Genomic DNA, 20,464 nt, shown 5'->3' on the forward strand with positions numbered 1-20,464 from the left:
GTCTGAACGCATCGAGCGAACTCGGATTATGTAGCGATCGAAATGCCCTTCAAGGTATCAGGACAGCCGCTCCGCTCAGGCGTCCGGCCCGCAGATCGTCAAGTGCTGCATTGGCATCTGCAAGCCGATAGGTTTTCGTGTGGGTATGGACGCCTGCCTGGAGGGCGACGGGGAAGAATTCCTCGGCGTCTTTGCGCGTCAGATTGGCAACCGAAACCACGCTTCGTTCGCCCCAGATCAAGGCATAGGGCATTGCAGGCAGATCGCTCATGTGGATACCGCCGCAGACGACCCTGCCTCCCTTTCGCACTGCCTTCAACGCCGCCGGCACGAGTTCGCCGACCGGTGCGAAGATGATCGCCGCATCGAGCATGACGGGCGGGCGCTCGTCCGAACCTCCTGCCCAGACGGCGCCGAGGCCGAGTGCGAAGCGTTGTGCCGCTTCGTCACCGGAGCGCGAGAACGCATAGACGTCGCGGCCCTGCCAGCGGCAGATCTGCGCAATGATGTGCGCGGCAGCGCCGAACCCGTAGAGCCCGATCTTTTTGCCATCGCCGGCCTTCTTCAGCGAACGCCAGCCGATCAGGCCGGCACAGAGGAGCGGGGCAAGGGCAACGGGATCGGCCGCACTGTCGAGCACAAAGGCATAGTCGGCATCCGCAACGACATGGGTGGCAAAGCCTCCGTCGCGGGTATAGCCGGTAAACTGCGGCTCATCGCAAAGATTTTCCTCTCCGCCCCTGCAAAACGAGCAGCAGCCGCATGTATGGCCGAGCCAGGGCACGCCGACCCTTTGCCCCAAGCGCGAGGCAGCTATTCCTTCCCCGACAGCCTCGACGATGCCAACGATCTCATGGCCGGGAACAAGCGGCAGCTTCGGGTTGGGGAGATCGCCGTCGCAGACATGAAGATCGGTCCTGCACACGGCGCAGGCCTCGGCCTTCAGCATCAATTGTCCTTTTCCGGGCACGGGATCCGGCCGGTCGACCGGCCGCAGGGGCATCCCGACTGCCTCCAGGATCATAGCCTTCATGACCTGCTCCTCATCTTCATCATGCCATGATCCCGAAATCGCGGCAAACCGGCTTTGACCGGTATCAAAGACGGCTCGACCCCTGTTCCTTCGCTCTTGCGGAATTTCCCTCTCAGGCGAAATTTTGATCGAGCGCAATGCGCGAAAATCTGCGTCGTGATTGGTTTTGCAGAAGCAGGAGACCGAGAGATGGACCGTCGTCGCCGCAAGACACGTCACCTTATCGTGGATTATGCTCATCGCCCACCTGGGCAACTCGGACACTGCAGCCCGCACTCCATTCCTCTCGGGGCGGCGGCCGCGAAATGTCCTTGTCTGTAGAGTTGCCGCCTTCATCCTGGGCGCGGTTGCGCGCATATCCTACCGCCTATGGCAGGAATGAGCTAACCTCGTGATCGATATCTGGCTCATCGCTTCGCCACCGATGCTCCATGACGTCGATCTGCCAGCCTTTGTTTGGAATGCACTGATCTGCGGCATTCGTCTCGTCGTTCTCGGCATATCGGTGTTGTGCGGCACCCAGCCGTCGAAGCGCCGCTGAGGAACGGCCGACGGCAACGGGACCAACCGATGATGACAGCACTGATGACAACGGAAGCATTTCAGCGCCTCAGTCTGGCGCTTGCGATCGGCGTCCTCGTTGGCATCGAGCGCGGCTGGCAGGAGCGGGAGGCGGCCTCCGGTGAAAGGGTCGCAGGCATTCGCACCTACGGCCTTTCGAGCTTCCTTGGCGGCCTATGCGGTTTCCTTCAGCCCACGACCGGACCGATCCTGCCGACGGCTGTCTTTGTGTTCTTTTGCATCACAATCCTGGTTTTCAGCTCCATGCAGGCAGCGCGCGAGGAGCATTACAGCGCGACCGCCGCCATTGCGGCGATTTCCGTTTTCGTGCTTGGTTTCAGCGCCGTCGTTGCCGACATGACGGCGACTGCAGCGAGTGCCGTTGCAATGACGGCGCTCCTTGCGGCGCGCGAACCGTTGCATGGGTTTCTGCGGCGGCTGACCTGGCTCGAACTCCGGGCCGCCTTGATCCTGCTGACGATGACGGTCGTCATCCTGCCCATCCTGCCCGACGAGCCGATCGATCCCTGGCAGACGATCAATCTCTTCGACCTCTGGGTCATGACGATCCTTGTGGGTGCGGTCTCTTTTTTCGGTTACATCCTGATCAGGATCAGCGGCGCACGCGCCGGGATCCTGATGACCGGTGCAAGCGGCGGCATCGTGTCCTCGACGGCGTTGACGCTTTCCTTTGCCCGCCAGTCGATCCAGCTGCCTGCCCTCTCGCCGCTGCTTGCTGCCGGAGCGATGCTGGCGGGAGCGGTATCCCTGACAAGGGTGCTCCTGATCTGCGGCGTGGTTGCGCCTGCGGTTCTATGGGAGCTTGCGCCATTGCTTGCTCCAGCGGCTGCAGTCTTCATTATCGGTGGCGGCTTTGGCGGAGCCTTGCGTCGTTCAGAGGACAGTCCCGACTTCTCACCGCGAAACCCGCTCGAGGTCATGGTCGCTCTGCGCTTTGCCCTCGTTCTTGCCGTGGTGACGATCCTGACGCGGGTAACTCTGATCGTCTTCGGAACAAACTCGCTGCCGGTCCTTGCTTTCGTGACGGGTCTGGGCGACCTCGACGCGATAACGCTTTCGGTTGCAAAACTCACGTCGACCCAGCTCTCTGCCGATGGGGGCGCTCGTGCCATAGCAGTCGCGGCTTTCGCCAATCTTCTCGCGAAAGCCGTTCTTGCGGCAGTCATGGGAAGCTTCGCTTACGCAGTCCGCCTGGCGATCGCAACTCTTGCCGCGGCTCTTGCCGGACTTGCCGGTTTTCTTCTGACATAAGAGCTTGTGATGGACGTTTCGTCCCGCAACCCCCAATCTTCACGAGATTGATGCATATCAAAGCCAATCCGGCGAGCTCGCGCATTTTCAAATCCGCCTGAATTCAGCAGCAATTGAAGCCCATGCCGGTCGCGGTGGCTCGAGCCTCATAGAATATGGAAGCGGAGAAAAACATGATCGTGCCAAATGGTGCCGTAATTGCTGTCGTTGACGGCAAAAGGCTGCAGCTTTTTCAAAACAAGGGACATGAGCCGCATATCGATCTGGCCCCGCTGGCAGAGCCCGCGCTTGAGCCCGCCAATGCAGGCTCTGGTACGCGTCATCGCAGCAGCCTGGCCAATCCGGATAGCCGGCGGATGGAGGAAGATGATTTCGTGGCCGCCGCCGCGAGCTACCTCAACAACGAAGTTCTCCAAGGTCACGTCCGGCAGCTGATGGTGATTGCCGATCCACGTTCGCTCGGAGAACTGCGTCGTCATTTCCATCCTGCCCTGGAGGAGCGATTGATTGCGGAGGTCGCCAAAGACATGACCGGGCTTGCGCTCGGCGAAATCGAGGCGGCGCTCACGCGCGCCTGACAGTGGAGGAGGTCAGAAAGGTCTGAGGTTGGCTAAGAATTGGCCTCTTCCGGGCTCCGCTCCAGATCGCGCTGCCCCTTCAGAATTGAGACATGTCAATGCGGGACTTCGAACGAATGCGAAAGTGATGAAGATCTGGTCTCGCCTACGTTCCGTTCGGAGTCCCCAATGAAACAACACTTCTTTCTTCCGCTCCTCACCTATCCGGATATGACGTCCGAATTCATGATCGCCAATGCGGTGGCACTTGCCCACCATATGCAGGCGACGCTTACTGTCTGCGCGGTGGAAATTACGATTCCCGATGTTTCCAATGCGCTATCGTCACTGATCATCGATGCTGCGAAGATGGCGCGGGACGCCGAGGCTTTGAGCCGCAAGCGCGCTTCGATGCTGATCCAGAAAGCACGCGATCAGGCGAAAGCCACCTCCGTCGATCTGCGCATTCGCGAGATCAAGACGGGCGAGCCTTTCGTCGCTGAAACACTTGCTGAAGCATCGCGTGCCTATGATCTCGTGCTTCTGGAATCTGCCGGAATCTCCCGCCCGATCGTCGAGGCGGTGCTGTTTGCCTCCGGCCGGCCGCTCATTCTTTATCCCGCCGCGCCATTCGGCGGGCGGATGGATCACGTCGCCATCGCCTGGGACGGCAGCAGGGCTGCAGCGCGCGCCGCCCATGACGCCTCGCCCTTCCTGGAGCGGGCTAGCAAAATCTGGCTGCTGTCGGTCACCGACGAGAAACCGTTCGGGCATGAGACAGGCGACCATCTCGTCGAAAACCTGCTCAAGAGCGGGGTGACGGCGGAGACGGCGCGGGCGCATGCAGGCAGCACGCCGATCGGTGAAACCCTGCAGGCCAAGGCTTTCGAGCTGCGGGCCGATCTGCTCGTCATGGGCGGCTTCGGCCACTCGCGCTTGCGCGAATTCGTGCTTGGCGGCGCGACCGAGGCCGTGCTGGCCAATATCACGCTGCCTGTTCTGTTATCGCATTGAGGATCTATCCGCCATGTTCGAAAATCGTCTCCGGAGCAAGAGGCTCTGGGATCGCATCGTCAGTGCCGACGAGGCCGCCAGGCTGATCACAGATGGCATGACCGTCGGCATGAGCGGCTTTACGCGCGCCGGCGAGGCCAAGGCCGTGCCGCTGGCGCTGGCGGAAAAGGCAAAGCGGGATCCGCTGAAGATTACGCTGATGACCGGCGCATCGCTCGGCAACAATCTCGACAGGACGCTTGTCGAAGCCCATGCCATTGCCAGGCGCATGCCTTTTCAATCCGATCCCGGCATGCGCAAGGCGATCAATGACGGCGAGGTGATGTTCATCGACCAGCACCTGTCGGAAACGGTCGAGTTCCTGCGAAGCGGCCAGTTGGCGCCGGTCGACGTTGCGGTCATCGAGGCGACCGCAATCACCGAGGAGGGCGCCATCGTGCCGACCACCTCCGTCGGCAATTCGGCGAGTTTTGCCATCCTGGCGCCAAAGGTCATCGTCGAGGTCAACCTGTCGCAGCCCGAAGCGCTGGAAGGCCTGCACGATATCTATATCCCGACGAAACGGCCAAGCCGCGAGGCGATCCCGGTCGTGGCACCCGACAGCCGCATCGGCGTCCCCTTCATTCCGATCCCGTCGGAAAAGATCGCGGCGATCGTCCTTACTGAGAGCAGCGACAGCGCCTCCACGGTAGAACCGCCGGACGCGGAGACGAACGCGATTGCCGGCCATCTCACCGAGTTCCTGCTCAACGAGGTGCGGCATGGAAGGCTGACGGAGCGCCTGTTGCCGCTGCAGGCAGGAATCGGCACGATCGCCAATGCGGTCCTTCACGGGTTTGGCGAAACGCCCTTCCACGATCTCACCATGTATTCCGAAGTGCTGCAGGATTCGACCTTCGATCTGATGGATGCCGGCAAACTCAATTTTGCCTCCGGGTCCTCGATGACGCTCTCGACGGAGAAGCATCTGCGGGTGCTTTCGGCAATCGAGCGCTATAAGCGGCGACTGGTTTTGCGCCCGCAGGAGATCAGCAACCACCCCGAAGTCATCCGCCGCCTCGGCATCATCGCCATCAATACGGCGCTGGAACTCGACATCTACGGCAACGTCAACTCGACCCATGTCGGCGGGACGCATATGATGAACGGTATCGGCGGCTCCGGCGATTTCGCCCGCAACGCCTATATGTCGATCTTCGTGACCAAGTCGCTCGCCAAGAACGGCGCGATTTCACGCGTCGTGCCGATGGTCAGCCATGTCGATCATACCGAGCACGACGTCGATATTCTCGTGACGGAGATCGGCCTTGCCGATCTGCGCGGCCTGGCGCCGCGGGAACGGGCGAAAGTCATCATCGATAACTGCGCGCATCCGAGATATCGCGAGGCGCTGGCGGATTATTACAAACGGGCGCTGCTGCGCGGCGGCCAAACACCGCATCTGATCGAAGAAGCGCTTGGCTGGCACGACAATCTGCGCCGCACGGGAAAGATGCTTGCGTCGTCACCACCTGACGAAATCGGTTGAGGCATGAGAGGGCGTTAGCCCTCACTGCACCAGTGCGGGCTCTTGCCTGTGCAACAGGCCGGGATCCTGCAAGGCAGCGGCATCGACGCTCGCATCGCGGATCATGGCATATTTGACCTGCGTAACCTTCAGGTCACGGTACCAATCGACCAGTGCGCTCCACGGGTCGGTTATCTTGGAAAGGCCGGAGATGAAGGCGACGACGGTACCGATCTCGGTCTTGCCGGTGACGACATAGTATCCGCCGAGCGCAAAGATGCCGGCATATCCAAGCTGCGTCATCAGGTTCATCAGGAAGTTCATCGTGAACTTGATCTTGTAGATGCTCATATTGGTCGAAAACAGCGTCTGGACGCGGTCGCTCTGAGCGTTCAACGCCTCGCTGGTGACCACGTGCTCGACCATGCCTTCGCCGACGTGACGCATGATAGTGATCTTGCTTGCCACCCGGCGGTTGAGGGCCGATTGCATGAGGGGAACGAAGCCCATCTGCGGGAAAAAAACGACGGCGACGGCAAACGCCATCAGCGGCTGGAGGAAAATCATATAGCCGCCGACGGCAACGAGGATGCCGGCCTGCAGCAGCGGCTCGGAGATGCTGGTGCCGACGAAGCCGCCCACGGGCTCGGCTTCGGCGAGCACGATCGAGAGCTGCACGCCTTCGGCGAAAGCATCGATCGGCGCCTCCCTTGAGTGTTCCGAGACAGCGAGCACCGACATGCGCAGCCAGCGGATCGCGACTTCTCCGATCCAGCCGCGATAGAGGTTCAGCATCAGTTTGGTCAGTCCCTCCAGCACCACGAGGCCAAGATAGGCAAGGACGAGGAGGAGGATGGCCGGATAAGCCGCGCTCTCCGTCACCGCATTGATGAAGCGCCTCTGGACCTCCAGGGGCGCTGTGCCGGCAAGAAAGAGGAGGATGGAAAGAGCAGCGATCGCGATTTGATGGCGGCGACCCATGAGGAGTACGAAACCGAACAGGTTTTTCGGCATCTTCCTTCGTCCTCTGCTGCGGGGATAGAATAGAGCATAGCCACTGATCTTGGTTGCGCGGTTTTGACGTCTTGCGCCTTGATCGGCGTCAAATTCGAGGGATAGACTGCTATTGGATCACCGAGTTTTGATTGACGGCAGGGCGTGCGCTGTCAGCCCGCGGCTTGATCCAGAGGATGCTGAATACGCTGGCGATCATGAGAATGAGGATAATCAACAGAAGTCTGCGCAACGATATTTCCCGGCAGGAGGGAGAGAGCCTGCTCCCCAGAACAGACGGGCCGGCTTGCCCGTCCCGCCATTCTCCATGCCGCGCAAAATCCGGCCTTGATCGCCGTCAAACTTCGAAACGAAGCTACCAGCGGCCGCTATCGTCGAGTTCTTCGAGCGTACCGAGGAGGCGTTGCTGGATCTCGGCCTCCTGCCGATTGATGGCGACGACAAGTCTACGCATTGCGCCACGCATGCCGTGGAGTTGATCGATGAGCTCCATGACGACGTCCACACCTGCATCGTTGACGCCCATTTGACGGGTGAGGTCGAGGATCAGGCGAGCGCGAGCGAGATCGGCATCCCGGAACCGACGCCGGCCCTCGGAAACTTCGGGGGCCAGCCAGCCCTGCTCGACCCACAGATCGAGCTCGGTCACGTCGATTTTGAGGTAAAGACGGAATTCGCGATCGTCCATGGTCAGGCCCCCATGTTCTTTCTCGGATCCTGCGTGTCGGCTGCTGCCCATTCCCTGGCGAAGGCGGTCAGCTGTTCGTCCGGCTGCTCGGGCAGCATGATCTTCAGCGTCACATAGACGTCGCCGGATTCACCCCCGCGCTTGGCAACGCCTTTGCCCTTGAGGCGCAGGACCTTCCCACTGCTGGAATTTGCCGGCAACGTCAGGTTGACCGGTCCAGAGGGTGTCGGCACGCGCACCTTTCCGCCGAGGACCGCTTCGCTCAAGGTCACGGGCAGATCCAGGCGGATGTCGTCGCCGTCGCGGGTGAAGAAACGGTGCGGGCGCACACGAACCTCGATCAGCGCATCGCCGGCCGGCCCGCCGCCGAAGCCCGGCTCTCCCTTGCCGCGCAGGCGCAGCGTCTGGCCGTCGCGCGTGCCGGGCGGGATCTTGACGTCGAGTGCCGGCCCGTCGGGCAGCTTCACCTGGGTCTGCGTGCCGTTCACGGCGTCGAGGAAATCCACTTCCATCGAAAAACGCCGGTCCTCGCCCTTCGCGCGGAACTGGCCACGGGCGCGATCGCCGCCAGCGCGGCGGGAGAAGAAGCTTGCGAAGAGATCGTCGGCGTCTCCAAAATCGGCAAAGCCGGCGCCATTGTGATAGGCGCTACCCGGCCCGCTCGCGGAGGCATAGTCGCGATAATAGCTGCGGGGCGCCTGTTCGGCTCCCGTGATGTCGATCTCGCCGCGATCGAAGCGGCCACGCTTGTCTTCGTCGCTTAAGATTTCATAGGCGGCAGAAATCTCCTTGAACTTTGCCTCGGCCTTTTTGTCGCCGGGGTTCAGGTCGGGGTGGAGCTTCTTGGCAAGCTTGCGGAACGCCCCCTGGATGTCCTTCTGGGTGGCATCCCGTTTCACGCCCAGAAGCTCGTATGGATCTTGGCTCATACATGTCTCCGTGTAAGGGCAGCGAATACTGCGGACTGGAATCCGCTTTGATATAGGTTGTGGATCCGATGTCGGGGAGGGGATAAGGGGGAAACGCTTGAGCGTACGACTCTTTTAGAAGCGGCAGCCCCAATGCTTTCAGTGGCAGGTGCCCCGGTCCTCACCGTTTCTCCTCGTCCTTGGATCGGGCAGATAGCGCCTTGCGGCGCTAACGACCGGGATGCCCAATGCTTGGAGCACCGCCAAATTGGCGTGTCTGCGGTTGTTGCTCATGCCGACGCCTCTTCGGCGATTTCCAGCACCATCCGGCCCTCGACCGTTCCCGCTTTCAGGCCGGCAAAGATATCGTTGATATCGTCGAGCGGCGCCTTGGTGATCTCGGCCCGGACGCGGCCGTCAGCGGCGAAGGCAAGCGCCTCGTCGAGGTCGCGGCGCGTGCCGACGATCGAGCCGCGCACGGTTATGCGCTTCAGCACGATGTCGAAGATGGGTGTCGGGAAGTTGCCTGGCGGCAGCCCGACAAGGCTGACGGTGCCCTTCCGCCGCACCATGGAGAGCGCCTGCGAGAAAGCCGGCGGGGAGACGGCGGTGACCAGCACACCATGCGCACCGCCGCTCGTCGCCTTCAATACCTTCTCGACCACGTCTTCGGAAAGCGCGTTGAGCGCAAGGTCGGCCCCGACGTCGCGGGCGAGGTCGAGCTTGGCGGCGGCGACGTCAAGGGCGACCACCTTGAATCCCATCGCCTTGGCGTATTGAACCGCAACATGGCCAAGGCCGCCGATTCCCGAGATCGCCACCCATTCGCCGGGCCGGGCTTCGGTTTCCCTCAGACCCTTGTAGGTCGTCACGCCCGCGCATAGGATTGGCGCGATCTGCGCGAAATTAACGTCATCGGGAAGGCGTGCGGCAAAGGCTGCCGAAGCGATGACATATTCGGCAAAACCGCCATCGCAGCTGTAGCCGGAATTGTGCTGATGTTCGCAAAGCGTTTCCCAGCCGGTCTCGCAATATTCGCAGCGCAGGCAGGCGTCGTGGAGCCAAGCGACGCCGACGGCATCGCCCTCCTTGAATTCGGTGACGCCGGGGCCGAGGGCGGCAATGATACCGGCCGCTTCGTGACCGGGAATGAAGGGCGGCGTCGGCTTGACGGGCCAGTCGCCGTCGGCCGCGTGCAGATCTGTATGGCAGACGCCGCAGGCGACCACCTTCACCAGGATCTCACCCGGCCCAGGGACAGGTACCGGCACGCATTCGATTGCAAGTGGCTTGCCGAATTCACGCACCACTGCCGCCTTCATCATCTTGCCCGTCATGATCTTCATCCTTTCGCAATGATTGTCCGGCGCGATGATGAAGGCGGCATCGGCTGCCGCATTGATTCATCGCAAAGCACAGCGCCTGCCATCCGGATCGGTGTCGGCAAAGCCACCGCGCGGGAGGTTCCAGAGATGAAGTCAGGCCATGAGAACGTGCTCTTCAGCCAGCCAGGCCGAACGGCGGCATGATGGAGACGAATTGCCGGCAGGTATTCCTCGATCAGGCACGGTTACCAGCACTACTTGCCATATCCGCAGATGACATATGTCAAGGATGGCGGAGGGGATCGCCAATAGAAGACGGTATCGGCAACGTCCGCACGGGTTCGATTGGAGGCTCCGCAATTGAGAAGGCAACAGCTTTGTGTCCTGATTTCCGCCGCTTTGCTCCTTGGCCTCGGTAAGCCCGGTGTTGCGCAGGATCGCCCACCGGTCTTTTCGGCTCGGTTCGAGGCCCTCTGGGACAGGATGATCGGCCATCGGCTGCCGGATAATGTCTCCATGTCCAACGGTCGCATCGAAGCCCAGCAGGTACTGATTTCGACGAAATTCGCCGGTCGGCTTGCGGCGGTGCTCGTCGAAGAAGGCGAGATCGTCGATGTCGGTGCGCCGATCGCCCGGATCGATACAGCCGATCTCGATGCCCAACTTGCCGGCGCCAAGGCCCAGGTCCGCCGCAGCGAGACGAGCCAGGTCGAAGCTGAGGCCTCGATTGCCCAGCGTCAAAGCGAGCTGACGCTCGCCAGACAGGAGTTCGAGCGCGCACAATCGATGAGCAGCACGGGAAGTGGCACGATGCAGCAACTCGAATTGCGCCGCAGCCAGCTGAGCGTCGCCGAAGCCGCACAAAGGGCAGCGTTGGCCAGCCGCGACGAGGCGGAAGCGGCAACCGAGGCGGCGCGGGCGGAAGCGGTGCGCATTCAAACTCTGCTCGACGACGCCGTGCTGAAGGCGCCGCGCCGCGGCCGGATCGAGTACAAGCTTGCGCAGACCGGCGAGGTCGTTGCCGCCGGTGCACCGGTTGCCACGCTACTCGATCTCTCCGACGTTTCGATGACGATCTTCCTGCCGGCCCGTGCGGCCGGCACCCTGGCGATCGGCGACGAGGCGCGCATCATTCTCGATCCAGCGCCGCAATATGTCGTGCCAGCGACGGTTTCCTTCGTCTCTTCGCAGGCACAGTTCACGCCGAAGACCGTCGAGACGCAGGACGAGCGCGAAAAGCTGGTCTTTCGCGTGAAGCTGAAGATCGCACCCGATCTGCTCAAGGGTTATGAATCGCGCGTCAAGACCGGTGTCAGGGGCATTGGCTATGTCCGCACCGATCCCAAGTCGGGCTGGCCGTCCGAGCTGCAAGTGAAGCTGCCGCAATGAGCGAACCGGCTGTCCGCTTCGCGGCCGTGACGCATCGTTACGGCCGGATTGCTGCGCTCGATGGTGTCGAGCTCGCTGTTCCCGCCGGCTGCATGGCCGGACTGATCGGCCCTGACGGCGTCGGTAAATCGACGTTGCTTGCCCTTGCGGCGGGTATCACTCGCATCCAGCAGGGGCATATCGAAGTGCTTGGCGGCGACATGGCCGATTGGCGCAATCGCCGTGCCGCCCGTGCCCGCCTTGCCTTCATGCCGCAGGGCCTCGGACGCAATCTCTACCCGACGCTGAGTGTCGCGGAGAACCTCGATTTCTTCGGCCGCCTTTTCGGTCAGGACGGTCTGCAGCGGCGTGAACGCATGGACGCACTATTGCGAATGACGGGCTTGCTGCCCTTTCGCGATCGGCCGGCTGGCAAACTTTCGGGTGGCATGAGGCAGAAGCTCGGCATCTGTGCCTCGCTCCTCCATGATCCCGATCTGCTGATCCTCGACGAGCCGACGACCGGCATCGATCCGCTCTCGCGGCGACAGTTCTGGGAGCTCGTCGATCACATTCGCGAGCGGCGGCCGCAGATGAGCGTGATCGTCGCCACCGCCTATATGGAGGAGGCCGAACGCTTCGACTGGCTTGCCGCATTGCACGCCGGCAAGCTGATCGCCACCGGCAGCCCCGGCGATATCATGCAACAGGCTCGCCAACAGACCCTGGAGGCGGCCTTCACGGCACTGATGCCGAATACCGGCAAGCTGAATGACAGCCCGCTGAGCGTCACGCCGCGTGTGATCGTCGATGAAGCGCCGGCAATCGAGGCGGAAGGTCTGACGTGCCGCTTCGGCGATTTCGTCGCAGTCGATCATGTCAGCTTCCGTATTGCGAAGGGCGAGATTTTCGGCTTCCTCGGCTCCAACGGCAGCGGCAAGAGCACGACGATGAAGATGCTGACGGGGCTGTTGCCGGCGAGCGAGGGCGTTGCGAAGCTCTTCGGCCAGCCGCTGAAGGCCGGCGACATCGAGACCCGCAAGCGCGTCGGCTACATGTCGCAGGCATTCTCCCTCTACGGCGAGTTGACCGTTCGCCAGAACCTCAGGCTGCATGCGCGTCTGTTCGGTTTGGCGGCTGCAGATATTGACCGGCGCGTCGGCGAGATGCTGGCCGAATATGATCTCGGACAATTCGCCGACCAGCGGCCGGAAGACCTGCCGCTCGGCATTCGCCAGCGTCTCCAGCTTGCGGCCGCCGTCATCCACAAGCCCGAAATGCTGATCCTCGACGAGCCTACGTCCGGCGTCGATCCGGTGGCTCGCGACGCCTTCTGGCGATCGCTGATAACGCTGTCGCGCCGCGACGGCGTTACCATTTTCCTGTCGACGCACTTCATGAACGAGGCAGAGCGCTGTGACCGCATCTCGCTGATGCATGCCGGCAAGGTGCTGGCGATCGGCAGCCCTGGCGAACTGCGCGCGCAGCGGGGCAAGGCGACGCTGGAGGAAACTTTCATAGACGTGCTGACGGAGGCGGGTATGGGTGAGGGCGCCGACGCCGATGCCGGAAGCCCTGCGCTCGCCGGCGGGACCGCGCTGCCCACACGGCTCTTCGATCCCCGCCGGCTCTTTGCCTATGCGCGACGGGAGACGATCGAAATCCTGCGCGACCGGGCGCGGCTCGTGTTCGCTCTGCTGGGGCCGGTCCTGCTGATGCTCACGTTCGGATACGGCATCTCCTTCGATGTCGAGCATTTGCCTTTCGCCATATACGATCAAGATCAATCTTCAGAAAGCCGGCAGCTGGTGGAGAGCCTGCAGAGCTCGCGTTATTTCCAGGAGCGGCCGCCGATTGCCTCGGCGGGGGAGCTGCAGCATCGGCTGCAGGATGGCGAGCTGATGGTGGCCATCGAGATTCCGCCCGATTTCGGCCGCGACCTCATGCGGCAGGAGGCGCCGGAGGTCTCCGCATGGATCGACGGGGCGATGCCGTTCCGTGCCGAGACCGCGCGCGGCTATCTTTCCGGTCTCGTCTCCTCCTATCTCGCTGATGTCTCGGCGCGGCGGTCAGGACGCTTCGAACAGCCCTATCCCGTCGATATTGAAAGCCGGTTCCGCTATAATCAGGATTTCAAGAGCGCCAATGCGATCGTGCCGAGCGTGATCATGCTGATGCTCGTATTGATCCCAGCCATTATGACCGCGCTCGGTATCGTCAAGGAGAAGGAAACCGGCTCCATTGCCAATTTCCAGGCGACGCCGGTCACGCGAATTGAATTCCTGCTCGGCAAGCAGCTTCCCTATGTGACGATCGCCTTCGTCAGTTTCCTGATGCTGGTGCTGATGATGCGCCTCGTCTTTGACGTACCGATCAAGGGCTCCATCGGTTTGCTTGGCGTGAGTTCGATCCTCTATATTCTCGCGACGACGGCCTTTGGTCTCTTCGTTTCGAGCTTCGTGCGCAGCCAGGTGGCCGCGATCTTCGCGACGGCAATTGTTGCGGTCGTCCCGGCCGTAAATTTTTCCGGTCTGCTGGTGCCGGTCTCGTCACTCTCGGGGGGCGCACGGTTCATGGGGCTGCTCTTTCCCTCGGCCTGGTATCAGCCCGTGAGCGTCGGCGTCATCACAAAAGGTCTCGGCCTTGCCGAACTTTGGCCCAACCTCATCGCCCTTGCCGGTTTTGCTGTCGTGTTCGTCGGAGCTGCCCTTGTGGCACTGAGAAAGCGGAGCGCCTGACATGTGGGGCAAGCTCAACCGGATTTTCCGCCTCGGCATCAAGGAGCTCTATAGCCTGAAGGCCGATCCCGTGATGATGGTCCTCATCGTCTACACCTTCACCATCGCCGTCTATACGGTTTCGACCGGTGCCAAGCTCGAAGTCGCGAACGCCTCGGTCGCCATTGTCGACGAGGACCGGTCGATGCTCTCGACGCGTTTACGGGATGCGATGCTGCAGCCCTTCTTCAAGGAGCCGGTATTGATCAGCGCTGAAGAGGTGGATACGGCCATGGATGCCGGTCGATTCGTCTTCGTGCTGGAGATCCCGCCCAAGTTCGAGGAGGGTGCGATTGCCGGTCGCAGGCCAACGCTGCAGCTCGATATCGACGCGACGGCCATGGCGCAGGCCGGCAACGGAGCCTCTTATGTTCAGAGCATTATCCTGCAGGAGATGGCGACGGCCTTGCCGAACAACGCCGTTGCGCTGCCAGTCAATCTCGTCGTCAGCGCGCGATTCAATCCCAATCTGCAATCGACCTGGTTCACCGCGGTCATGCAGGTCATTAACAATGTGACGATGCTTTCGGTCATTCTGACGGGTGCGGCGCTGGTCCGCGAGCGGGAGCATGGCACGATCGAGCATCTCCTCGTCATGCCGGTCACGCCGGCGGAGATCATGATGTCGAAGGTCTGGGCGAATGGGTTTGTGATCGTCGTGGCGGCGGTGTTGTCGCTCGTCGTCGTGGTCGAACGGCTGCTTTCGGTGCCGATTGCCGGCTCGCTCTGGCTTTTCGTCTTCTGTGCGGTGCTCTATCAGTTCTCCGTCACATCGCTCGGCATCCTGATCGCCACGGTGTCCAGCTCCATGGCGCAATTCGGGCTGATCTCGATGCCGATCCTGATTGGCATGAACCTGCTTTCCGGCAGTACGACGCCGATGGATAGCATGCCGCTCTGGCTGCAATATGCGATGGTGGTTTCGCCGGCGCCGCATTTCGTCTCGCTGTCGCAGGCGATCCTCTACCGCGGCGCCGGCTTCGATGCGGTCTGGCAGGAGGTGGCGGCGCTCACGGCAATCGGCGTGCTGTTTTTTTGCGGCGCGCTCATCAGGTTCCGGTGGGCGCTGGCGGATGCGCGGTAGAGACGATGGCGATGCCCGTGTGTTGCGCGCAGGCTGCCCGTTCCCGCCTGTATCTTTGCGTCAGCGACAGGGAGACGGACGACAGAAATGCGATCAGTGCGCCACTTCTCAACCGTGCGGTCAGCTTATGTCGTGGACTTTCTTGCGATCGACGAGGACCGAGCATTTGGCGTGACGAACCACGCGATCGACCACGGCTCCGAAAATATAGTCGGTAATATCTGCCACATGGGTCGACAGGATGATGAGGTCGGCCTCCTTCTCCCGCGCCGCCGCCAAAAGCACCCTGGCCGCGCTACCGGCATGGACCTCGATGAGGGCGGGGATATTCATCTGCCGGCAGAGCAGGGTTAGCTTCTCCTCCGCATCCTTTATGGCGGCGGTCTCAAAGGCGTCCGGTAGGCTCGTGGTCATGTAGCGTGGCATGGCTTCGACGGCATGGATGACGAAGATCGAGCCATCCTTGTCGAGGAGGCCGGCTGCCTTGTTCAGAATACGCTCGGCCGTTTCGCGCGGGCCGTTGCCTATTGCGCAGACTATCGTTCGGTACATATCGGATCGTTGCCTTTGTCCGCCGGATGGTCAGCCAACTCTAGCCTTCTCCAGGGATCATACATTGACCGATGTCAAGAAATGATCCTGCATCATATTTGATGCAGGCAAGTTTGATGCAGGACAAGGCGGCTGCGGCAAGCGGGGTCTAATTTTCCAGTCGCCGTTTCCAGGGGAGCCGATATGGACATGATCGCGACGCAGCCACCGCTTGCCGAACTCGAAGAGAAATACCGCGAACTGGCATCGTGGTGCGATGTCATGCAAGCCCTTGCGGATTTCCTGCCCTGCCATATCGATGCGCAGGTATCGGATAACATCCGTGCCAATCTTGTTGCGCTCGTCGATCGTATTCACAGACTGGAAGAGGCGTTTCTGTTTCCGGCGATTGCTGGCTGTTATGGCTGCGAAACGGCGGCCGAGATCGCCATCGAGCGGCGGCGGAAGGACCGTCAGCATGATCGCGACGCCACACAGAACCTTGTCAACATCTTTCACGATCTGCAAAGCAACAGTAGCGAGCTGCGCTCCGAAACCATTGCCTATGCGCTGCGCAGCCTGGCGCAGCGAATGCGCCGGCATATCGCTGCCGAGAGCGAATTGTTGAACCTCTTGAGGCGGAAAGCAGCCTAAGACGCGGCCTGGCTTGTTCACGGTTTCCCGGCTGGTCGCGACGGCGAGGCGCTGGCGGGCAGGCGGCGGCTGCTTTGCCGCTTGGACCGTATCGAGAATGGCCAGCGCGATACATGACTTAGAGGAAGTCGGCCGAACCGCTAGCGCGACCGCCTCACAGTTCTCAGGTCCAAAGAGCGCTGATCGCCAGTGTCACGGAGAATGCGACCAGCACCGCGCAACCGCAATGGCGCGCAAGAGCCGGCACTTGCGCACGACGTCCAACGAGCAGGCTGCCAAGGCCAAGCCAGATCGCCGACGCCACCGTCACGCAGCAGACGAACGCCACCATCGCTGCGGATATTCCGGCTTCGACAGCGGGCACCAGCGTGAGGCCGATGATGATGGCTTTCGGATTGAGCAGCGTGGTGATGAAGAGCTGAACGCTGCCGAGCCTGTTCCGGCCACCCGCAGGCGCAGGAGCCCACAGCTTGATTGCAAGATAAAGAACCCAGATTGCCGAGATCAGCTTGATGATGCTGGCGATGCCAGGATGGTCATTGAGCAGCGGAGCGGCGATGCTCGACACCGGACCGATAGTTGCGAGATAGGCGAGCACCACCGCGGCGATGAGCGACAGGAACCGCCTGACGGTCAATGCTGTCGACGCCATGGCCAGAACGGCATTGGTAGGACCTGGAAGGATCAGCAGCGAGAAGACGGCGATAGCGAATGTCGGCAGGTTCATCAAATTCGGTCCCCGATCGTCTGCCATCCTTCTCATGAATCCTGATAGACGGTCTTGATCTATATCAGTTCAAGCATTGCTGCGACCAGATTGAGATTTGTCAAGGACGAGCGAAGCTCTCGCATCACATAGCTATGTGAACTCATCCTCGAAAAGCGGCCCGTGCCAAAATGCTCCTGAGAGATATCGATCCAGCCACCGCCAGGCGCGTCCTGCACATTTATGAGGGTATTGCAGAGGCATCGTGGTTCAATCGCAACCGTGCCACCGAATGGGAGCTGCTCAAGCTCGTGCTTCACCATCTCACGCCCCATCAGGACGAGGAATATGTTCGGAAACTATGCACCCGCGAAGCGTTGGAGCGTTTCTGCCGAAGCGTGTAGCTCGCCCGAGGGATCGGTTCGGTTGGGAAAGGGGGCGAAGGCGCCGCCGATACCTTGCCACGTCCACAGCGGTTCTGACCGTGCATAACCGCGGCGCCAGCAACTTACCTCGGTTGCAGTGACGACAACGGCCTGCGCACGCCTCGGATCGCATCTGCCATAGGCGAGGGCGATCTCGCAAAAGCTATGCAGAAACTGGAAAAGCCGCGCCTCGTTCGCCCGCGGGGGTGAGGCAACGCTCAACAGCGATCGCCTGGTGACGATCACGTGCCGGGTTTGGTCAGCGACTTGAAGATCGATGCGGCCGCATTTTTCCGCGTCGTCGAATCGGGCCGAGATGATCGAATACGCCACCTTGCGCTCTCCCGGACGTTCAGCGTGACCGAATATGCTTCGATCCGGATCAAGGCCGATCTGCATCGCCGTTCCCGTCCTTCTCGTCGTCGATGCCCTTCTTGAAGGCCCGGATCCCATGGGCGACGTCGCCCATCAGTTCGGGGATCTTGCCGCGTCCAAACAGGATAAGGACAATGGCGAGGACGATCAGCCAATGCCACGCACTAAAGCTTCCCATTCCGATGACTCCCTGCAATATGACGAGCTTAGAGTTTTCGGCTCGATCATGATTGATCTGGCGCAAACGCAATGATGATTTTGAAATCGGTGATCAATCACGGGCCACGCTGTTGAGAACGCCGACTCGCGGACATAGATACCCCTCATGACCGCCGCGCCTGCGTGACCGTTCATTTTCCCCGGTATTCGCGCGGGACATTCTTTCTCTTTGATGTCTGTCAAAGACGCCGAAACGCTATCCGGTATGCTCTGATCCATCATGGACGAAAGAGGAGGGAGCCCGGATGTTGCCGAGGTTCATCACCGCATTCCTGAAATCCTCCGGAGAAACAGGCGTCGTGCTGATGGAGCATGAAGGTGCGCAGCGCGTTGTCATCATCGATCGCGACGCCTTGCTCCAGATCAGCAATCCACCGCGCGCAGACGAAACCCGGCTGCAGGAGCATGTCGGCACGATATGCGAAATCGCCGCATCGAAGATGCTTCTGCAGCCGCAGTCGACATTTTCCCCGATACACGTATCGAAGGACGATATCGCCGCGTGGAAGGAAGCGCATGACACGTTTCATTAGGACAAAAGCTGAACCGTGACATTGCCGAACTCGGCTTGGAGGTACGTCCAGTCGGGCGCAAGGCTCGACGTTTCCGCTGCGGAAATACCGCCGGCTGCGGCCATCCCGGGCTTGAAATAGGGGCGACCGCCGGCCTCATGGCCGCATTTAGCACTCCGCAGGCCGGCCGCGACGCGTTATCCTCATATCTCACTCTTCAGAATTCGGCCGCTAGTCGCTTTTGCCTTCCGCAAGCTTCAAAAGACGCTGTGGATCAGTAACCGTCAGCTTCTGCCTGCCGCCCACGACGATGCCCTTGCCTTCCCATGCGCTCAGGATTCGCGATACTGTATGCAGTGTCGTCCCCGTCATCTCAGCAATATCCTGTCGAGATATCGGGAAATCGATTTTGATAGCGGTTCCCACGGCCTTGCCGGCCTGTTTGGACAGACGCAGCACCGCATGGGCGACCCGCTTTTCCACTTCTTCAGTAGACATTTCGCGTATGCGCGTATGCGCTTCCTCGAGCCGCTGGCCGATCGTCTGCATCGCAGTCACGGCCAGGCGAGGATTTTGCTCGACGAACCGCGACCACATGTCGGTCGGCCACGCGAGGATGAGACTTTCCGCTGCGGCGGTGGCCGTTCCCGGATAGTCCTGCCGGCGCAGCGCCATGGCGAAGCCGAACAGATCGCCTGGATGGACCATTCTGACAATGATCTGCTGGCCGTCATGCGTGACCTGCGTGACCTTGAGCCTGCCGTGGAGCAGAAGGAAGAACGATTTCGCAGACGCTCCCTGCTCGAAGACCGCATCACCCTGGGCGATGCGGCGCGGTGTGGCATGCTCGAGCATGGCGTCGAGGTCGGCATCCGTCATGCGCTCGAAAAGCGCCAGCGACTTCAAAACTGTACGGTCAACCTTCATCGTCGTCCCGCTGAACTCCTTTGAAAAGGACGCCGCCGATCATATCGGCGACGACACGGTGCGTGAAGTCTTCGATGCTCTCGACGAAGCCCGGCTGCCGGACGAGCCGAAAACCGAGATTGTCGGGCGGGCTGCCGACCGCGCATCCGCCGCCTTTGGGATTTCGCACAAAAGTGCTCATCGGAGCGCGGTGCCTGCCGGCGGCGATCATGATGCCGCAGTCTGCGGGGTCGGGGTCGTCGATGACGGCTTCCTTCTCGAGGTCGATACGCTTGTTGCAGGTCGAGGTCCATTCCCAGATGTTCCCGCCGAAATCGGCAAGCCCGGTCCGGCTCACGCCGAACGATCCCCTCGGCTGCGGCGCGGGGTCACTCGAGGCGGCGCGGCGCGCCTCGCGTTCATAATCGGCAAGCCAGCGCAGCGCGGGGTTCTTGCTGTCGGCATCGACACCGAGCGCGTCGTCGGGAAAACGATCGGCGGCAGCGTAGGCCAGTTCGAAATCGGTCGGAAGTCGCCAGGTCTTGCCCGTCTTCTGCGATAGCCAGTTCGCGTAGCGCAGTGCGTCCTCGTAGCTGACGCCGGTCACCGGCGTGTCGTCGCCGGAGGTGGCGCTTCGCCCTTCCGGCTCGGAGCAGGCGCCATCGGCCACGCAAACGTCATACTCGGAAAGGCTGGTCTGATATTTCATGATCGCCAGAGATGTGCGGACATTGGTCTTGCGCTTCGGCGCATCGACAGCCAGGCCGCGGCGAAAATACTCGGTCGCGTCGCGATATTGGAATTCATGGGGTGCAATAGTGACGATCTCGGGAGCGGTTAATGCGGCCTCGCGCCGCTCGATATTCACGAACCCGGTCTCAACCGCAAGCGCTGCGGAAAGGACCGCAAGAAGCGCAAGCGGAAGCGCGATCGAAATGCCGGAAACTCTTGTGGTCTCGGCGTGCGGTGTCATGTCCTTTTCGCAACATGCGCCCCCTTTTAAAGAAATCGTACTGTGCAGGCCGCCC

General features: G+C 61.3%; 21 protein-coding genes. 10 read left to right on the forward strand and 11 right to left on the reverse strand.

Going from position 1 to position 20,464, the window contains the following annotated elements; translation table 11 throughout:
• Positions 1-49: 49 nt before the first annotated feature.
• On the reverse strand, positions 50-1,033 hold the full coding sequence (locus tag FHT78_RS19870) for a zinc-dependent alcohol dehydrogenase family protein (protein ID WP_183747811.1): 984 nt from the start codon (positions 1,031-1,033) through the stop codon (positions 50-52).
• A gap of 391 nt (positions 1,034-1,424) precedes the next feature.
• Between FHT78_RS19870 and FHT78_RS19875 the strand changes: the two genes are divergently transcribed.
• The 5 genes from FHT78_RS19875 to FHT78_RS19895 all read left to right on the forward strand — a co-directional run bounded on the left by FHT78_RS19875 (position 1,425) and on the right by FHT78_RS19895 (position 5,965).
• The gene (locus FHT78_RS19875) at positions 1,425-1,574 is read left to right on the forward strand and encodes an SPW repeat protein (RefSeq protein ID WP_183747813.1); all 150 of its coding nucleotides are present in this window, start codon (positions 1,425-1,427) and stop codon (positions 1,572-1,574) included.
• A gap of 29 nt (positions 1,575-1,603) precedes the next feature.
• Positions 1,604-2,866: a DUF4010 domain-containing protein gene (locus FHT78_RS19880; RefSeq protein WP_183747816.1), complete on the forward strand. Its 1,263-nt coding sequence runs from the start codon at positions 1,604-1,606 to the stop codon at positions 2,864-2,866.
• Positions 2,867-3,039: 173 nt separating this feature from the next.
• Positions 3,040-3,444 carry a host attachment protein gene (locus tag FHT78_RS19885; RefSeq protein WP_183747832.1) on the forward strand — a complete coding sequence of 135 codons (405 nt, stop codon included), beginning with the start codon at positions 3,040-3,042 and terminating at the stop codon, positions 3,442-3,444.
• 168 nt (positions 3,445-3,612) lie between these two features.
• Positions 3,613-4,437: a universal stress protein gene (locus FHT78_RS19890; RefSeq protein WP_183747835.1), complete on the forward strand. Its 825-nt coding sequence runs from the start codon at positions 3,613-3,615 to the stop codon at positions 4,435-4,437.
• A 13-nt stretch (positions 4,438-4,450) separates the two neighbouring features.
• A complete protein-coding gene (locus tag FHT78_RS19895) occupies positions 4,451-5,965 on the forward strand; it encodes an acetyl-CoA hydrolase/transferase family protein (RefSeq protein WP_183747838.1) in 1,515 nt (504 codons plus the stop codon).
• Between the two features lie 21 nt (positions 5,966-5,986).
• Here FHT78_RS19895 and FHT78_RS19900 read toward each other — a convergent pair whose 3' ends face one another.
• The 4 genes from FHT78_RS19900 to adhP all read right to left on the reverse strand — a co-directional run bounded on the left by FHT78_RS19900 (position 5,987) and on the right by adhP (position 9,891).
• Positions 5,987-6,958 (reverse strand): ABC transporter ATP-binding protein, encoded by a 972-nt coding sequence (locus tag FHT78_RS19900; protein ID WP_183747841.1) that lies wholly within the window; start codon positions 6,956-6,958, stop codon positions 5,987-5,989.
• 355 nt (positions 6,959-7,313) lie between these two features.
• Positions 7,314-7,646: a chaperone modulator CbpM gene (locus FHT78_RS19905; protein WP_183747844.1), complete on the reverse strand. Its 333-nt coding sequence runs from the start codon at positions 7,644-7,646 to the stop codon at positions 7,314-7,316.
• Between the two features lie 2 nt (positions 7,647-7,648).
• Positions 7,649-8,575, reverse strand: a complete 927-nt coding sequence (locus tag FHT78_RS19910) for a DnaJ C-terminal domain-containing protein (RefSeq protein WP_183747847.1) — start codon at positions 8,573-8,575, stop codon at positions 7,649-7,651.
• 269 nt (positions 8,576-8,844) lie between these two features.
• Complete coding sequence (adhP, locus tag FHT78_RS19915) at positions 8,845-9,891, reverse strand: alcohol dehydrogenase AdhP (protein ID WP_183747850.1); 1,047 nt, start codon at positions 9,889-9,891, stop codon at positions 8,845-8,847.
• A 348-nt stretch (positions 9,892-10,239) separates the two neighbouring features.
• Here adhP and FHT78_RS19920 point away from each other — a divergent pair, with 348 nt between their 5' ends.
• Genes FHT78_RS19920 through FHT78_RS19930 form a run of 3 tightly spaced genes read left to right on the forward strand, consistent with a single transcriptional unit; the run spans position 10,240 to position 15,108 of the window.
• On the forward strand, positions 10,240-11,268 hold the full coding sequence (locus FHT78_RS19920; protein WP_183747852.1) for an HlyD family efflux transporter periplasmic adaptor subunit: 1,029 nt from the start codon (positions 10,240-10,242) through the stop codon (positions 11,266-11,268).
• Complete coding sequence (gene rbbA, locus FHT78_RS19925) at positions 11,265-13,985, forward strand: ribosome-associated ATPase/putative transporter RbbA (protein WP_183747855.1); 2,721 nt, start codon at positions 11,265-11,267, stop codon at positions 13,983-13,985. Before FHT78_RS19920 ends, rbbA begins: the two co-directional genes overlap by 4 nt.
• A gap of 1 nt (position 13,986) precedes the next feature.
• Positions 13,987-15,108: an ABC transporter permease gene (locus FHT78_RS19930; protein WP_183747858.1), complete on the forward strand. Its 1,122-nt coding sequence runs from the start codon at positions 13,987-13,989 to the stop codon at positions 15,106-15,108.
• A gap of 120 nt (positions 15,109-15,228) precedes the next feature.
• Here the strand turns inward: FHT78_RS19930 and FHT78_RS19935 are convergent, their stop codons facing one another.
• Positions 15,229-15,660 carry a universal stress protein gene (locus FHT78_RS19935; protein ID WP_183747861.1) on the reverse strand — a complete coding sequence of 144 codons (432 nt, stop codon included), beginning with the start codon at positions 15,658-15,660 and terminating at the stop codon, positions 15,229-15,231.
• A 183-nt stretch (positions 15,661-15,843) separates the two neighbouring features.
• Here FHT78_RS19935 and FHT78_RS19940 point away from each other — a divergent pair, with 183 nt between their 5' ends.
• Positions 15,844-16,293, forward strand: coding sequence for a hemerythrin domain-containing protein (locus tag FHT78_RS19940; RefSeq protein ID WP_183747863.1), 450 nt, complete (start codon positions 15,844-15,846; stop codon positions 16,291-16,293).
• 163 nt (positions 16,294-16,456) lie between these two features.
• Here the strand turns inward: FHT78_RS19940 and FHT78_RS19945 are convergent, their stop codons facing one another.
• From FHT78_RS19945 to FHT78_RS19955, 3 genes are all read right to left on the reverse strand, one after another.
• Positions 16,457-17,020 (reverse strand): threonine transporter RhtB, encoded by a 564-nt coding sequence (locus tag FHT78_RS19945; RefSeq protein ID WP_183747866.1) that lies wholly within the window; start codon positions 17,018-17,020, stop codon positions 16,457-16,459.
• Positions 17,021-17,358: 338 nt separating this feature from the next.
• Positions 17,359-17,823: a hypothetical protein gene (locus tag FHT78_RS19950; RefSeq protein WP_183747869.1), complete on the reverse strand. Its 465-nt coding sequence runs from the start codon at positions 17,821-17,823 to the stop codon at positions 17,359-17,361.
• Positions 17,807-17,977: a twin-arginine translocase TatA/TatE family subunit gene (locus FHT78_RS19955; protein WP_183747872.1), complete on the reverse strand. Its 171-nt coding sequence runs from the start codon at positions 17,975-17,977 to the stop codon at positions 17,807-17,809. Before FHT78_RS19955 ends, FHT78_RS19950 begins: the two co-directional genes overlap by 17 nt.
• Before the next feature lie 286 nt (positions 17,978-18,263).
• Here FHT78_RS19955 and FHT78_RS19960 point away from each other — a divergent pair, with 286 nt between their 5' ends.
• A complete protein-coding gene (locus tag FHT78_RS19960; RefSeq protein WP_183747875.1) occupies positions 18,264-18,551 on the forward strand; it encodes a hypothetical protein in 288 nt (95 codons plus the stop codon).
• 210 nt (positions 18,552-18,761) lie between these two features.
• Here FHT78_RS19960 and FHT78_RS19965 read toward each other — a convergent pair whose 3' ends face one another.
• A complete protein-coding gene (locus FHT78_RS19965; protein WP_183747878.1) occupies positions 18,762-19,457 on the reverse strand; it encodes a Crp/Fnr family transcriptional regulator in 696 nt (231 codons plus the stop codon).
• On the reverse strand, positions 19,447-20,409 hold the full coding sequence (locus FHT78_RS19970; protein WP_183747881.1) for an SUMF1/EgtB/PvdO family nonheme iron enzyme: 963 nt from the start codon (positions 20,407-20,409) through the stop codon (positions 19,447-19,449). The genes FHT78_RS19965 and FHT78_RS19970 overlap by 11 nt, the downstream gene beginning before the upstream one ends.
• Positions 20,410-20,464 lie beyond the last annotated feature (55 nt).

Origin of the sequence: Rhizobium sp. BK196 (assembly GCF_014193255.1) — a bacterium.
In the GTDB taxonomy this organism is placed as follows: domain Bacteria; phylum Pseudomonadota; class Alphaproteobacteria; order Rhizobiales; family Rhizobiaceae; genus Rhizobium.

What these genes read in the sequence shown, in the direction of transcription:
- FHT78_RS19940 (WP_183747863.1), top strand. Translation starts at nt 15,844, where the DNA reads ATGGACATGATCGCGACGCAGCCACCGCTTGCCGAACTCGAAGAGAAA.
- FHT78_RS19930 (WP_183747858.1), top strand. Translation starts at nt 13,987, where the DNA reads ATGTGGGGCAAGCTCAACCGGATTTTCCGCCTCGGCATCAAGGAGCTC.
- adhP (WP_183747850.1), bottom strand. Translation starts at nt 9,891, where the DNA reads ATGACGGGCAAGATGATGAAGGCGGCAGTGGTGCGTGAATTCGGCAAG.
- FHT78_RS19960 (WP_183747875.1), top strand. Translation starts at nt 18,264, where the DNA reads ATGTTGCCGAGGTTCATCACCGCATTCCTGAAATCCTCCGGAGAAACA.
- FHT78_RS19870 (WP_183747811.1), bottom strand. Translation starts at nt 1,033, where the DNA reads ATGAAGGCTATGATCCTGGAGGCAGTCGGGATGCCCCTGCGGCCGGTC.
- rbbA (WP_183747855.1), top strand. Translation starts at nt 11,265, where the DNA reads ATGAGCGAACCGGCTGTCCGCTTCGCGGCCGTGACGCATCGTTACGGC.
- FHT78_RS19965 (WP_183747878.1), bottom strand. Translation starts at nt 19,457, where the DNA reads ATGAAGGTTGACCGTACAGTTTTGAAGTCGCTGGCGCTTTTCGAGCGC.
- FHT78_RS19885 (WP_183747832.1), top strand. Translation starts at nt 3,040, where the DNA reads ATGATCGTGCCAAATGGTGCCGTAATTGCTGTCGTTGACGGCAAAAGG.
- FHT78_RS19905 (WP_183747844.1), bottom strand. Translation starts at nt 7,646, where the DNA reads ATGGACGATCGCGAATTCCGTCTTTACCTCAAAATCGACGTGACCGAG.
- FHT78_RS19880 (WP_183747816.1), top strand. Translation starts at nt 1,604, where the DNA reads ATGATGACAGCACTGATGACAACGGAAGCATTTCAGCGCCTCAGTCTG.
- FHT78_RS19945 (WP_183747866.1), bottom strand. Translation starts at nt 17,020, where the DNA reads ATGAACCTGCCGACATTCGCTATCGCCGTCTTCTCGCTGCTGATCCTT.
- FHT78_RS19935 (WP_183747861.1), bottom strand. Translation starts at nt 15,660, where the DNA reads ATGTACCGAACGATAGTCTGCGCAATAGGCAACGGCCCGCGCGAAACG.
- FHT78_RS19955 (WP_183747872.1), bottom strand. Translation starts at nt 17,977, where the DNA reads ATGGGAAGCTTTAGTGCGTGGCATTGGCTGATCGTCCTCGCCATTGTC.
- FHT78_RS19890 (WP_183747835.1), top strand. Translation starts at nt 3,613, where the DNA reads ATGAAACAACACTTCTTTCTTCCGCTCCTCACCTATCCGGATATGACG.
- FHT78_RS19895 (WP_183747838.1), top strand. Translation starts at nt 4,451, where the DNA reads ATGTTCGAAAATCGTCTCCGGAGCAAGAGGCTCTGGGATCGCATCGTC.
- FHT78_RS19910 (WP_183747847.1), bottom strand. Translation starts at nt 8,575, where the DNA reads ATGAGCCAAGATCCATACGAGCTTCTGGGCGTGAAACGGGATGCCACC.
- FHT78_RS19900 (WP_183747841.1), bottom strand. Translation starts at nt 6,958, where the DNA reads ATGCCGAAAAACCTGTTCGGTTTCGTACTCCTCATGGGTCGCCGCCAT.
- FHT78_RS19950 (WP_183747869.1), bottom strand. Translation starts at nt 17,823, where the DNA reads ATGCAGATCGGCCTTGATCCGGATCGAAGCATATTCGGTCACGCTGAA.
- FHT78_RS19970 (WP_183747881.1), bottom strand. Translation starts at nt 20,409, where the DNA reads ATGACACCGCACGCCGAGACCACAAGAGTTTCCGGCATTTCGATCGCG.